A 12712-nucleotide genomic window follows, 5' to 3' on the forward strand; every position below is an offset into this window, starting at 1 on the left:
GCGTCGCAGCCGGCGCGCCCTGCCCTAGCGCCGTCAGGCCCTTTGCAGGCGCGGTTTTTCTTGACGCGCCGGATTGAATATGGCCTAAGGCCAGCCGAACGGACGATCGGCGGATGGTGCGGGCGCATGCCCTTTTTCCGGCCGGTTTGCCGAAGATATCTGCATCCTTCCGGCCGAACGTCGCTTTCCCGCGAAAACCGTCCGGCATTCATTGACGGGCACACACAATGACAGTTTCCGGCACAGCTACCGGCGTTCGCGTCCGCATCGCTCCCTCGCCGACCGGCGAGCCGCATGTCGGCACCGCTTATATCGCTCTCTTCAACTATCTCTTCGCCAAGAAGCATGGCGGCGAATTCATCCTGCGCATCGAAGATACGGACGCGACGCGCTCGACCCCTGAATTCGAGACGAAGGTGCTGGATGCGCTGAAATGGTGCGGGCTGGAATGGAAGGAAGGTCCCGATATCGGCGGTCCCTATGGCCCCTATCGCCAGTCCGACCGCAAGCCGATGTACCAGCCTTACGCCCAGGAGCTCCTCGACAAGGGCCACGCCTTCCGCTGTTTCTGCACGCCCGCGCGGCTGGAGCAGATGCGCGAGGCGCAGCGCGCCGCCGGCAAGCCGCCGAAATATGACGGTCTCTGCCTCAGCCTGTCTGCCGAGGAAGTGACGTCGCGCATGGCAGCCGGCGAGACGACCGTCATCCGCATGAAAATCCCGGCCGAAGGCTCCTGCGATTTCACCGACGGCGTCTACGGCGATGTCTCCATCCCCTGGGATTCCGTCGACATGCAGGTGCTGATCAAGGCCGACGGCATGCCGACCTATCACATGGCCAACGTCATCGACGACCATCTGATGCAGATCACCCACGTGGCCCGCGGCGAGGAATGGCTGGCTTCGGTGCCGAAGCACATCCTGCTTTATCGCTATTTCGGCTGGGACCAGCCGGTCTTCATGCATCTGTCGCTGATGCGCAATGCCGACAAGTCGAAGCTGTCGAAGCGCAAGAACCCGACCTCGATCTCCTATTATTCCGCGCTCGGCTATATCCCCGAAGCGCTGATGAACTTCCTCGGCTTGTTCTTCATCCAGATCGCAGAAGGCGAAGAGCTGTTGACGATGGATGAGCTGTCGGAAAAGTTCGATCCCGACAACCTCTCCAAGGCCGGCGCGATCTTCGATATCCAGAAGCTCGACTGGCTAAACGGCCGCTGGATCCGCGAAAAGCTCTCCGAAGAGGAGTTTCAGGCGCGCGTGCTGACCTGGGCAATGGAAAACGATCGCCTGAAGGAAGGCCTGCGCCTGTCGCAGACCCGCATTTCCAAGCTCGGTGAACTGCCCGATCTCGCCGGCTTCCTGCTGAAGTCCGATCTCGGCCTGCAGCCGTCCGACTTCGCCAAGATCAAATCGCCGCCGGAAGAGATTCTCGAGATCCTCAACACCGTTCAGGCGGATCTCGAAAAGATCTTGGAATGGAATGTCGAGACGATCGAGGCGGAGCTGCGGGCCATCGCCGACCGCATGGGCAAGAAGCTGAAGGTCGTGGTTTCGCCGCTCTTCGTCGCCGTCTCCGGCTCATCGCGCTCGCTGCCGCTCTTCGATTCCATGGCGATCCTCGGCCGCTCGGTCGTGCGCCAGCGCCTGAAGCTCGCCGCGCAGGCGGTCGCCGCCCTCGTCGGCTCGAAGTAAGAACAGTCAGAGGATTTCGACAGTGGCTGACAACAAGACCGAAAGCACTCTTTCCTCCGACGCGACTGAGGTGCGCGCCCAGAAGCTGAAGCTGCTGCGCGAGCAGATCGGCGATGTCTATCCGGCGCATTTCCACCGGACGATGACCAACGCCGAGCTCGGCGCCAAATACGAATCCCTGGAACCGGATGTCGAGACGCAGGATGTCGTCACCGTCGCCGGCCGCGTCTATTCCTCGCGCAATTCGGGCATGTTCATGGATATCCATGACGCCTCCGGCAAGATCCAGATCTTCTCGCATAAGGACGTCACCGGCGAGGAAGCCCGCGCCCTGCTGCCGATGATTGACATCGGCGACATCATCGGCGTTACCGGCGTCGTGCGCCGCACCAAGCGCGGCGAACTGACGATCAACGCCCAGAAGATCGAAATGCTGACCAAGTCGCTGCTGCCGATGCCCGAGAAGTGGCATGGCCTTTCCGACATCGAGCTGCGTTATCGCAAGCGCCATCTCGACATCATGACCAACGAGGATTCGAAGCTTCGTTTTCAGCAGCGCTCGAAGATCGTCTCCGGCATCCGCCGCTTCATGGAGAATGACGGCTTCATGGAAGTCGAGACGCCGATGCTGCAATCGATCTATGGCGGCGCCACCGCCGAGCCGTTCAAGACGCATCACAACACGTTGAAGCTCGACATGTATCTGCGCATCGCGCCGGAACTGTTCCTGAAGCGCACGCTGGTCTCGGGCCTCACCGACAAGGTCTTCGAGATCAACCGCAACTTCCGCAACGAAGGCGTCTCCACCCGGCACAATCCCGAATTCACCATGATGGAGTGCTACTGGGCCTATGCCGATTACGAGGACATGATGGACCTCGTCGAGCGGCTGTTCGAGAGCTTGGCGCTTGCCATTCACGGCACGACGGAGTTTCCCTTCGGCGACAAGACGATGTCCTTCAAGGGGCCGTTCAAGCGCGTGCCGATGCCCGATGCCGTCAGGCAAGCGACCGGCATCGATTTCCTCGCGATCAAGACCGATGAGGAAGCGCGCGCTGCTGCCAAGGCGGCCGGCTTCGCCGTCGAGAAGGATTGGACCTGGGGTGAATGCCTCGCCTTCATCTTCGAGGAGAAGGTCGAAGCGACGCTGATCCAGCCGTCCCACGTCACGCATTTCCCGAAGGACATCTCGCCCTTCGCCAAGGAAGTGCCGGGCGAGCCGCGCCTCGTCGAGCGCTTCGAGACCTATTGCAACGCCTGGGAACTCGGCAACGCCTTTTCGGAACTCAACGATCCCGAGGAGCAGCGCCGCCGCATGGTCGAGCAGCTCGAACAGGCGCATGCCCGCGGCGAAAAGGAAAAGCAGCTGGACGAGGAATTTCTCGATGCGATCGACCAGGGCATGCCGCCGGCCGGTGGCCTCGGCATCGGCGTCGACCGTCTGATCATGCTGCTGACCAACGCGCCATCGATCCGCGACGTCATCCTCTTCCCGGCCCGCCGCAGCAAAGCCGACTGACAGGAAGAGACGTCGGAAAACGAAAGCGGAGTGCCACTGCATAATTCCTTAAATCGGAATCGATTTAAGGAGAGAATTATGCAGCCATCCAAAAGTGCTACAGCATCCTTTGCGCGTCTGATAAGACGCGCAGGCGCTGTAGGGGGCGCAGGCGCTGTAGGGGGCGCAGGCGCTGTAGGGGGCGCTCCGCTTTTTTCATGCGGCGGTCAGTGTGTCTTTGGAGCTTCCGCCGGCGGCTCTTCGGCGGGCGCCTCAGCCACCACGCCGGGGCTGCCGCTCTCGCCGGCGGGCGCGGCTTCGCTTTCGGCTGCTGGTGCGCCATGTCCGCCGCCAGCATCCTTCATGCCCTTTTCTTCGCTATTGGTCGAGCCGACGGCGACCGGGTCGACGCAATCCTCGGGATCCTTGAACGAGGCGCTGATCATCGCGATCTCATCAGCCGGCAAGTCGATGCGCTCGCCGAAGAACAGCCCGTTTTCGCTGGCCTTGCCGTCATAGTAGCGCGCCGTATAGGGCTTGTCGTCGAGACCGGGAACCGCCTTGTCGGGATGCGGGATGTAAACGACGTCGGCGCCGATTGCCCGGCCGCGAATATCGGCGCGCAGCGTCGGGCCGTTCTCGTCGAGCACCACCACCTGTACCAGATCCGGTTTCTGTGCGGCATAAACAGCCTGGGCGACACGCAGCGCGGTCCTGACACGCGTCATGCCGTCGGTCGGTTCGGTCTTGATGTATTTCCGCACCCAGACGTGATCCTGCTTCTTGATCGTCACCAGGTTGACGTCGGAGCATTCGAGCCCGGAACCGCCGCCCGAGACACCGATCAACCTGTCCTTGCCGACATAAAGCGCCGCACCACCGGAAACGCCCGCCAGAAGCGAGACGCCGCCGATGATGATTGCCAATTTCCGGGAGGGCCGGAATATGCGCAGTAAGGCCTTCACGCCAACTGCTCCGCCATCTCAAACTCCAACGCAGGATAGGTGCTGGGAATGCTAGAGAAATGACGTTTCCGAAAGTTTAAGTGAGCATGCCAAGCCTGCTCCATTTTGAAAAAACACCAAAAAAGGTCCGTCTTTTTCAACCGCTTGCCACCGCACATTCCGCCATGCTCTAAACGCTGATGGCCTTCACGCTTCGCCAGATCCAATATTTTGTCGCCGTCGCCGAACAAGGTTCGGTGACACGCGCCGCGCAGAACCTTTCGATCTCGCAATCCTCGGTGACGGAAGCGCTGAAGGAGCTCGAAACCGATCTCGGCGTCGAGCTCTTCGAGCGCCATCCGCGCGGCCTGACGATCACCCACAACGGACACCAGTTCCTCCGTCACGCGACCAAGATTCTCGCCTCCGTCTCCGATGCGCGCACCAGCTTCTCCGGCCGGCAGAGCGCCCTTTCCGGCACGCTGAACATCGGCGTCACTTCGTTGGTCGCCGGCTACGTTCTCTCCGACTTGCTGGCGCGATACCGGCGCGCCTGTCCTGGCGTCGAGGTCAGTGCGATAGAGGACAATGGCGGTTATCTCGAGCATCTCCTGGTCGGCGGCGAACTCGATGTCGCGGTCATGGTGATATCGAACCTGCGCGACCGCATGGCGCTGCAGGCGGAAATCCTCGAAACCTCACCCTATCGGCTATGGCTGCCGATGGGCCATCCGCTGGTTTCGGCCGACATTATCTCGGTGGCCGATATCGCCCGCGAACCGCTGATCATGCTGACCGTCGACGAAATCGAGGAGAATACCGGCAAGCTACTGTCGGCGCTCGGCGCCCGCCCGCATGTCGCCTTCCGCACCCGCTCGGTGGAGCCGGTGCGCAGCCTGGTCGCAACGGGCGCCGGCGTGGCGCTGCTTCCCGATCTCGTCTACCGCCCGTGGTCGCTGGAAGGCGACCGCATCGAGAGCCGCGACGTCTCCGGTTCGCTGCCGGTGGTCCAGGTCGGCATGGTCTGGCGCAAGGGCTCCAGCCTGCCGCAGGCGGCGCGCGACTTCGTCGGCATCGCCGAAAGCCTGCGATCCGGTCGCGTCCGCTGATATCGGAATTTCCGATATCGCCTTTCTGATAAATGAATTTGCGAAAGCGCCCATTTGGGATCACCTTCTTGAGCGGGAACAAACCGCCACGGAAAGTGGCGCCAGACCGGGAGCCGGACGATGACGAATCTCTTGAAATCCTGCACGGCAGCGATCGCCTGCCTGAGCTTCGCGACGCAGGTGACCGCCGCCGAACCGCTGAAGGCGCTCGGCAAAGGCGAGGGTGCGGTCAGCATCGTCGCCTGGGCCGGCTACATCGAACGCGGCGAAACCGACAAGAACTACGACTGGGTCAGCGGCTTCGAAAAGGAGACCGGCTGCAAAGTTTCCGTTAAGACCGCCGCCACCTCGGATGAAATGGTCTCGCTGATGAACGAGGGCGGCTTCGACCTGGTCACCGCATCGGGCGATGCGTCGCTGCGCCTCATCGCCGGCAAGCGTGTTCAGCCGATCAACACCGATCTGATCCCGAGCTTCAAGACCGTCGACCAGCGCCTGCAGAACGGCGCCTGGTATACGGTCGGCGACGTACATTACGGCGTGCCCTACCTCTGGGGCCCGAATGTGCTGATGTACAATACCGATGCCTTCAAGGACAAGGCGCCGACCAGCTGGAACGTCGTCTTCGAGGAACAGACGCTGCCCGACGGCAAATCGAACAAGGGCCGCGTCCAGGCCTATGACGGCGCCATCTATATTGCCGACGCCGCCATGTATCTGATGGCCCACAAGCCGGATCTCGGCATCAAGGACCCCTACGAGCTGACCGAAGATCAGTACAAGGCGGCCCTCGACCTGCTGCGCGGCCAGCGCAAGCTGGTCTCGCGCTACTGGCACGATGCGATGATCCAGATCGACGACTTCAAGAACGAAGGCGTCGTCGCCTCCGGCTCCTGGCCCTTCCAGGTCAACCTGCTGCAGGCCGACAAGCAGAAGATCGCCTCCACCTTCCCGGAGGAAGGCGTCACCGGCTGGGCCGACACCACCATGCTGCACGCCGACAGCGAACATCCGAACTGCGCCTATATGTGGATGGAACATTCGCTGCAGGCCAAGGTCCAGGGCGACGCCGCCGCCTGGTTCGGCGCCGTCCCCTCCGTTCCCGCCGCCTGCAAGGGCAACGAACTGATGGGCGATGCCGGCTGCGCCACCAACGGCTTCGATCACTTCGACAAGATCAAGTTCTGGAAGACCCCGGTCGCCAAATGCGCGACGCAGACTGAATGCGTACCCTACCATCGCTGGGTGTCGGACTATATCGGCGTGATCGGCGGGCGGTGAGCTACTTCCCTTCTCCCCAACGGGGAGAAGATGTCCGAAGGACAGATGAGGGGGTGGGCGACGAAGGAGCGAACGACCGAGCCAAGCGAGGTCGCACATGCCTCACCGTCCCCCTCATCCGACCCTTCGGGCGACCTTCTCCCCGCTGGGGAGAAGAGGGAGCCAGCGCTCCCGCTGCATTCAGCTCTCCTACTAGGGAGAAGCCAGATGACAATTTCCGGAGCTCCAATGACGTCAGCCGTCCGTTTCCAGCAGGTATCGCGCTATTTCGGCCAGGTTCGCGCCGTCGACGGCGTCGATCTCGAGATCGCGGCCGGCGAATTCTTCACCATGCTCGGCCCCTCCGGCTCCGGCAAGACGACGTGCCTGAGATTGATCGCCGGCTTCGAGCAGCCGAGCGCCGGCCATATCCAGATTTTCGGCGAGACGGCCGACGGCGTTCCGCCCTATCGCCGCAACGTCAATACCGTATTCCAGGACTACGCGCTCTTCCCGCATCTCAACATCCTCGACAATGTCGCCTACGGGCTGATGGTCAAGGGCGTCGGCAAGGCGGAAAGACTAAAGGCGGCGGGCGATGCGCTCGAACTCGTCAAGCTCCCGGGCTACGGCGCCCGCCGCCCCGGTCAGCTGTCCGGCGGCCAGCGGCAGCGCGTGGCGCTCGCCCGCGCCCTCGTTAACAAGCCGAAGGTACTGCTGCTCGACGAGCCGCTCGGCGCGCTGGACCTGAAGCTGCGCGAGCAGATGCAGGAAGAATTGAAGAGCCTGCAACGCGCGCTCGGCATCACCTTCGTCTTCGTCACGCACGATCAGGGCGAGGCGCTGTCCATGGCCGATCGTGTTGCCGTCTTCAACAATGGCAACATCGTCCAGGAAGGCACGCCGCAGGATATCTACCGCCGCCCGAGGACCCGCTTCGTCGCCGATTTCGTCGGCTCCTCGAATGTCATCGGGCCGGATCTGATGGCCACGCTCGGCGGCGAGAAACGCTGGGCGAGCCTGCGTCCGGAAGCGATCCGCCTGGCAAGCGACGGCATCGAGGCGACCATCGAACATGCAAGCTTCCTCGGCGCCGCCACTCGCCTCAGCGTCGATCTCCGCGGCAGCCGGCTGCATGTCATGCTGCCGGCCGGCGCGCCTGTGCCCGACATCGGCACCGGTATCCGGCTTGCCTGGCAGGCTGCCGATATCCACTACATGGACGATGCGGCATGACGGCGCTCACCCTCTCCGACGCCAAGACATCGATCCTGCCGGGACGCAGCGGGCTCTTCGGCCGCATGTCGGACGCCTTCTGGCGGCACCCGAAACTCCTGCTCTTCCTGATGCTGACGCCGCCGCTGCTCTGGCTCGGCATCATCTATATCGGCTCGCTGATCGCCCTGCTGCTGCAGAGCTTCTTCTCGATCGACGATTTTTCCGGCCTGGTGAATTACGAATTCACCCTTGCGACCTACGCCCAGCTTCTGAGTCCGACGAATTTCGACATCATCATCCGCACCGTCGTCATGGCGGCGCTGGTTACCGTTGCCGCCGCGGTGATCGCCTTTCCGATCGCCTATTACGCGGCGCGTTATGCGCAAGGTAAATGGAAGGTGCTCTTCTATCTCGGCGTCATGCTGCCGCTGTGGTCGAGCTATCTCGTCAAGATCTACGCCTGGAAGCTGATCCTCGCCAAGGAAGGCATCCTCACCTGGATCTTTGAAAAGCTGCATCTCGCCTGGCTGCTCGACGGCATGCTCAATCTGCCCGTCATCGGCGGCAATTCGCTCTCGGTGAGCTACCTCGGCACCTTCATCGTCTTCGTCTATATCTGGCTCCCCTACATGATCCTGCCGACGCAGGCGGCCCTCGAGCGTGTGCCCGGCAATCTGATCGAGGCCTCGGCCGATCTCGGCGCGACGCCGCGCCAGACCTTCCGCACCGTGCTGCTGCCTTTAGCGTTGCCCGGCATCGTCGCCGGTTCGATCTTCACCTTCTCGCTGACATTGGGCGATTACATCATTCCGCAGATCATCGGCTCGTCCCGGCTCTTCATCGGCCAAGCCGTCTACGCCCAGCAGGGGACGGCCGGCAACGTGCCGCTCGCCGCCGCCTTCTCCGTCGTGCCGATCGTCATCATGGCGCTTTACCTGTCGCTCGCCAAAAAGCTGGGGGCCTTCGATGCGCTCTGATCTCAAGAGATCGCCGCTGCCCTTGAAGATCGCCGCCGCCGGCGGACTGCTCTTCCTGCACCTGCCGATCCTGCTGATCTTCGTCTATGCCTTCACGACGGAGGAAAAGAGCTATCAATGGCCGCCGCCGGGCCTGACGCTGCAGTGGTTCACGATAGCGTGGAACCGGCCGGACGTCTGGTCGGCGCTCGGTCTCTCCGTCCAGGTCGCCGTCATCGCCACCGCGATCGCGCTCGTCCTCGGCACGCTCTGCGCGGCAGCCGTCAGCCAGACGAAGTTCTTCGGCCGCGAGGCGATCTCGTTGCTGGTCATCCTGCCGATCGCCCTTCCCGGCATCATTACCGGCATTGCGCTGCGCTCCGCCTTCAGCCTGTTCGACATCCCGTTTTCGGTCTGGACCATCGTGCTCGGCCACGCCACCTTCTGCGTGGTCGTCGTCTACAACAATGCCGTCGCCCGCTTCCGCCGCACCTCCGGCTCGCTGATCGAGGCCTCGATGGACCTCGGCGCCGACGGCTTCCAGACCTTCCGCCATGTCATCCTGCCGAATATCGGCACCGCCCTGCTTGCCGGCGGCATGCTCGCTTTCGCGCTGTCTTTCGACGAGGTCATCGTCACCACCTTCACCGGCGGCCAGCAATCGACCCTGCCGATCTGGATGCTCGAAGAACTCATCCGCCCGCGCCAGCGCCCGGTCACCAATGTGGTCGCCATGGTCGTGGTGCTCGTCACCTTCCTGCCGATCCTGGCAGCCTATTACCTCACCCGCGACGGCGACCAGATTGCCGGCGCCGGCAAATAACAGGGAGAACATCATGGATACCCAAATGCTGATCGGTTCCCGCTTCGAAAAAGGCACGGAGACGGAAGAGCACATCCTGAACCCCAAGACCGGCGAGACGGTGACCGACCTTCCCGAAGCCTCGCTGTCCCAGGTCGACGCCGCAGTCGATGCCGCCGAAAAAGCCTTCAAAAGCTGGTCGCAGACGACGCCGGGCGAACGCTCCGGCTACCTGCTGAAGATCGCCGACGCCATCGAGAAGGATGCCGCCGGCTTCGCCGCACTGGAGGCTTTGAATTGCGGCAAGCCGATCAAATCAGTGCTGAACGATGAAATCCCGGCGATCGTCGATTGTTATCGTTTCTTCGCCGGTGCCGTGCGCAACCTGCATGCACCGGCCGCGGGCGAATACCTGCCCGGCCACACCTCGATGATCCGCCGCGATCCGATCGGCGTCGTCGGCTCGATCGCGCCGTGGAACTATCCGCTGATGATGATGGCCTGGAAACTGGCGCCGGCGATCGCCGGCGGCAATACCGTCGTCTTCAAACCTTCGGAGCAGACGCCGCTGACGGCGTTGAAGATGGCGAGGTTGCTCTCCAAAATCCTGCCCGAAGGCGTCGTCAACGTCATCCTCGGCCGCGGCGAAAGCGTCGGCAACGCGCTGATCAATCACGCCAAGATCGGCATGGTCTCGATAACAGGCGATATCGCCACCGGCAAAAAGGTGTTGCAGGCCGCCGCCAAAACGGTCAAGCGCACCCATCTGGAACTCGGCGGCAAGGCGCCGGTTATCGTCTTCGATGACGCCGATATCGATGCCGTCGTGTCAGGCATCCGCACCTTCGGCTATTACAATGCCGGACAGGATTGCACGGCCGCCTGCCGCATCTATGCCGACGCCAGGGTCTACGACAATTTCGTCGCCGATCTCTCCTCGGCCGTCGCAAGCATCCGCTTCAACCACGCCGACGATACCGAAAACGAAATCGGCCCGCTGATCTCCCGGCGCCAGCGCGATCGCGTCGAAAGCTTCGTCGCCCGCGCCTCCGAACACAAGCACATGGAGATCACCGCCGGCGGCAAGGTTTCCGGCGACAAGGGCTTCTTCTTCACCCCGACCGTCATTGCAGGCGCCGTGCAGGACGACGAGATCGTCCGCCGCGAGGTCTTCGGCCCGGTCGTCTCAGTCACCCGCTTTTCCGATGCCGACGATGCCGTCGCCTGGGCAAACGACAGCGATTACGGCCTGGCCTCCTCGGTCTGGACCAAGGATATCGGCCGCGGCATGAAGACCGCCGCCCGGCTGCAATATGGCTGCACCTGGATCAACACGCATTTCATGCTGGTCAACGAGATGCCGCATGGCGGTCTCAAACAGTCTGGCTACGGCAAGGACCTGTCGACCTATGCGCTGGAGGATTACACCGCCGTTCGCCACGTGATGATCAATCACGGCTAACGGCGCAAGGCAGGATCTGGGGAGGCTCGGGTGGTTTGGCTGTAAGCGCCGGCAACTGCCTGCCGTCGCGCCAGGCCATATCGGAGCGCAGCTTGGACGATGGTTGCCGGTGATTGATCATCGATCGGCAAATCACAGCCGGTGTACGCTTTGAAGTGAGCCGCGTTTCACCCCGAGGCAATGCGGTCCGATGCCAACGATCTGGAACAATTTCCCAGCTGCCGCGTCTTCTCACGCAAAAGCAAAGGATGACGCCATGCTGAAATGGGCTTTGATATTTTTGGTGATTTCGATCATCGCCGGCTTCTTCGGATTTTCCGGTGTTTCCGCAGCCACGGCGACCATCGCCCGCGTGCTCTTCGGCATCGCCCTGGTGATCTTCCTGATCTTCCTGGTCCTTGCACTGATGGCTGGACAGGCAGTTCTGTAAGTTGCGGCCAGCAGCATTTGGCAAGCCGCCGGCCTGAAGCCACGTCTCTCGCTCTCTATCCGGCCTTTCGATGGCAGCGGGGCAGGATTGCGCCTGCTATAACATCGCCCTTAGCCAGCGGTGCATACGGTCCGTCCGCTTTTTCAGCAGATGCCCGATCGATATCGATCCCGCGCCCGCAGCCACCAGCACGAACATGCCGCCGGCAATCGCCAGATCCTTCTCGAAATGCAGGAGCTCGTTCTGGCTCGCAAAGTTGGTGTGGAAGAGAAAGGCGGTTGCCAGACAAAAGAGCGCCAGCGCCAAGGCGCCGAGCCGGCTGAGGAACCCGGTCGCAACGCAAAGGCCGGCGCCGATCTGAAGGACGATAGTGGCAAAGGCGATCGGCGCCGAAAGACCCAGTTTTTCGAAGGTGTCTATGGTCGCGGCGGGATCGGCCGCAAGCGACAACCCCTCGTGCAGGAAGATCAGCGACAGCAGAAGCCTGCCCAGGAGAAGAATGAGATCGGCCGGTTGCAGCCGGCTTGAGGCGCTTTCCATCTTACCCTCCGGTCGAAAGGCGGCGATCGGCCAGCCGCTCTTGCTTCAGCTTCCCCGTCCATGCTGGGCCAGCCGGTTCTCCGATCCTCGCGGCCGCGGTGGCAGCGCATTATAGCAGGCTTGCGCCAACATTGATCGCCAACGCCAGGATCGTCGTATTGAACAGGAAAGACAGCACGGCATGCAGCAGCGTCAGCTTACGCATGCCGGTCGACCCGACTGCAACATCCGCCGTCTGCGCCGCAACTCCGATGGTGAAGGAGAAATAGAGGAAGTCCCAATAGCTGGGCTCTTCGATCCCGTCGGGAAACTTCAAGCCGCGCTCTTCGTCGGCCCCGCCATAGAAATAATGGGCGTAGTGAATGGTGAAGAGCGTGTGCAGAAAAACCCAGGAGATCAGGATCGTCAGCACGGCGCCGCCTGCCCGCGTGAGCGCGACGTCGGGTGTAGCCTCCTTGATCGAATGAAGCTCGAGGCCGATACCGGCGATGCTGGCAACGGCCGCGCCGATCGAAAGGGCCAAAAGGACCGTATCGGAAAAATCGAGATCCGCAGCGCGTTCGCGGATGCTTTCCACCGTCGCCTGCAGCATCTTGCGCCAGCTGAGCACGATGAACACGCCGGCGCTCGCATTCCATCCGAACAGGATGTTGCGGGCGCTGACCTCACGCGACGTCACCAGCAGAAAGACCGCCAGCCCGGCCAGGAAAGCGATGATGAAGCTTGCATGTCTTCGGAAAAATGTCACCAAAGAACTTGCCAGCTTCTCTTGCACTATCGTTGCCTCCGGCCGCATAGG

Annotated in this window: 12 protein-coding genes; 9 read left to right on the forward strand and 3 right to left on the reverse strand. The window is 62.2% G+C overall.

All coding sequences use genetic code 11. The annotated features are described in order from the left end of the window. Nucleotides 1-227 precede the first annotated feature (227 nt). Nucleotides 228-1694, forward strand: a complete 1467-nt coding sequence (gene gltX / locus K6M89_RS11000; RefSeq protein ID WP_222139442.1) for a glutamate--tRNA ligase — start codon at nucleotides 228-230, stop codon at nucleotides 1692-1694. A 22-nt stretch (nucleotides 1695-1716) separates the two neighbouring features. Further along, nucleotides 1717-3213 carry a lysine--tRNA ligase gene (gene lysS / locus K6M89_RS11005; RefSeq protein ID WP_222139443.1) on the forward strand — a complete coding sequence of 499 codons (1497 nt, stop codon included), beginning with the start codon at nucleotides 1717-1719 and terminating at the stop codon, nucleotides 3211-3213. Between the two features lie 206 nt (nucleotides 3214-3419). Here the strand turns inward: lysS and K6M89_RS11010 are convergent, their stop codons facing one another. Next, nucleotides 3420-4157 (reverse strand): hypothetical protein, encoded by a 738-nt coding sequence (locus K6M89_RS11010; RefSeq protein WP_222139444.1) that lies wholly within the window; start codon nucleotides 4155-4157, stop codon nucleotides 3420-3422. Nucleotides 4158-4336: 179 nt separating this feature from the next. Here K6M89_RS11010 and K6M89_RS11015 point away from each other — a divergent pair, with 179 nt between their 5' ends. The 7 genes from K6M89_RS11015 to K6M89_RS11045 all read left to right on the forward strand — a co-directional run bounded on the left by K6M89_RS11015 (nucleotide 4337) and on the right by K6M89_RS11045 (nucleotide 11373). Further along, entirely contained in the window at nucleotides 4337-5245 is a 909-nt protein-coding gene (locus K6M89_RS11015) for a LysR family transcriptional regulator (protein ID WP_222139445.1), read from the forward strand. A gap of 120 nt (nucleotides 5246-5365) precedes the next feature. Then, the gene (locus K6M89_RS11020; RefSeq protein ID WP_222139446.1) at nucleotides 5366-6526 is read left to right on the forward strand and encodes an ABC transporter substrate-binding protein; all 1161 of its coding nucleotides are present in this window, start codon (nucleotides 5366-5368) and stop codon (nucleotides 6524-6526) included. A 228-nt stretch (nucleotides 6527-6754) separates the two neighbouring features. Beyond that, on the forward strand, nucleotides 6755-7741 hold the full coding sequence (locus K6M89_RS11025) for an ABC transporter ATP-binding protein (protein WP_222139447.1): 987 nt from the start codon (nucleotides 6755-6757) through the stop codon (nucleotides 7739-7741). Next, entirely contained in the window at nucleotides 7738-8700 is a 963-nt protein-coding gene (locus tag K6M89_RS11030) for an ABC transporter permease (RefSeq protein WP_222139448.1), read from the forward strand. Before K6M89_RS11025 ends, K6M89_RS11030 begins: the two co-directional genes overlap by 4 nt. Beyond that, on the forward strand, nucleotides 8690-9502 hold the full coding sequence (locus K6M89_RS11035) for an ABC transporter permease (RefSeq protein WP_097580465.1): 813 nt from the start codon (nucleotides 8690-8692) through the stop codon (nucleotides 9500-9502). The genes K6M89_RS11030 and K6M89_RS11035 overlap by 11 nt, the downstream gene beginning before the upstream one ends. Before the next feature lie 13 nt (nucleotides 9503-9515). After that, nucleotides 9516-10943 (forward strand): gamma-aminobutyraldehyde dehydrogenase, encoded by a 1428-nt coding sequence (locus K6M89_RS11040; protein WP_222139449.1) that lies wholly within the window; start codon nucleotides 9516-9518, stop codon nucleotides 10941-10943. A gap of 256 nt (nucleotides 10944-11199) precedes the next feature. Next, a complete protein-coding gene (locus K6M89_RS11045; protein ID WP_222139450.1) occupies nucleotides 11200-11373 on the forward strand; it encodes a DUF1328 domain-containing protein in 174 nt (57 codons plus the stop codon). A 96-nt stretch (nucleotides 11374-11469) separates the two neighbouring features. Here the strand turns inward: K6M89_RS11045 and K6M89_RS11050 are convergent, their stop codons facing one another. Beyond that, nucleotides 11470-11913: a DoxX family protein gene (locus K6M89_RS11050; RefSeq protein WP_222139451.1), complete on the reverse strand. Its 444-nt coding sequence runs from the start codon at nucleotides 11911-11913 to the stop codon at nucleotides 11470-11472. Between the two features lie 109 nt (nucleotides 11914-12022). Beyond that, entirely contained in the window at nucleotides 12023-12709 is a 687-nt protein-coding gene (locus tag K6M89_RS11055; protein ID WP_246642397.1) for a DUF1345 domain-containing protein, read from the reverse strand. Nucleotides 12710-12712 lie beyond the last annotated feature (3 nt).

The organism is Rhizobium croatiense, from assembly GCF_019793465.1.
Taxonomy (GTDB): Bacteria; Pseudomonadota; Alphaproteobacteria; order Rhizobiales; family Rhizobiaceae; genus Rhizobium; species Rhizobium croatiense.

Coding starts and splice junctions, on each gene's coding strand:
- K6M89_RS11025 (WP_222139447.1), top strand. CDS start 6,755: ATGACGTCAGCCGTCCGTTTCCAGCAGGTATCGCGCTATTTCGGCCAG.
- K6M89_RS11040 (WP_222139449.1), top strand. CDS start 9,516: ATGGATACCCAAATGCTGATCGGTTCCCGCTTCGAAAAAGGCACGGAG.
- K6M89_RS11045 (WP_222139450.1), top strand. CDS start 11,200: ATGCTGAAATGGGCTTTGATATTTTTGGTGATTTCGATCATCGCCGGC.
- K6M89_RS11030 (WP_222139448.1), top strand. CDS start 7,738: ATGACGGCGCTCACCCTCTCCGACGCCAAGACATCGATCCTGCCGGGA.
- K6M89_RS11050 (WP_222139451.1), bottom strand. CDS start 11,913: ATGGAAAGCGCCTCAAGCCGGCTGCAACCGGCCGATCTCATTCTTCTC.
- gltX (WP_222139442.1), top strand. CDS start 228: ATGACAGTTTCCGGCACAGCTACCGGCGTTCGCGTCCGCATCGCTCCC.
- K6M89_RS11015 (WP_222139445.1), top strand. CDS start 4,337: ATGGCCTTCACGCTTCGCCAGATCCAATATTTTGTCGCCGTCGCCGAA.
- K6M89_RS11055 (WP_246642397.1), bottom strand. CDS start 12,709: ATGCGGCCGGAGGCAACGATAGTGCAAGAGAAGCTGGCAAGTTCTTTG.
- K6M89_RS11035 (WP_097580465.1), top strand. CDS start 8,690: ATGCGCTCTGATCTCAAGAGATCGCCGCTGCCCTTGAAGATCGCCGCC.
- K6M89_RS11020 (WP_222139446.1), top strand. CDS start 5,366: ATGACGAATCTCTTGAAATCCTGCACGGCAGCGATCGCCTGCCTGAGC.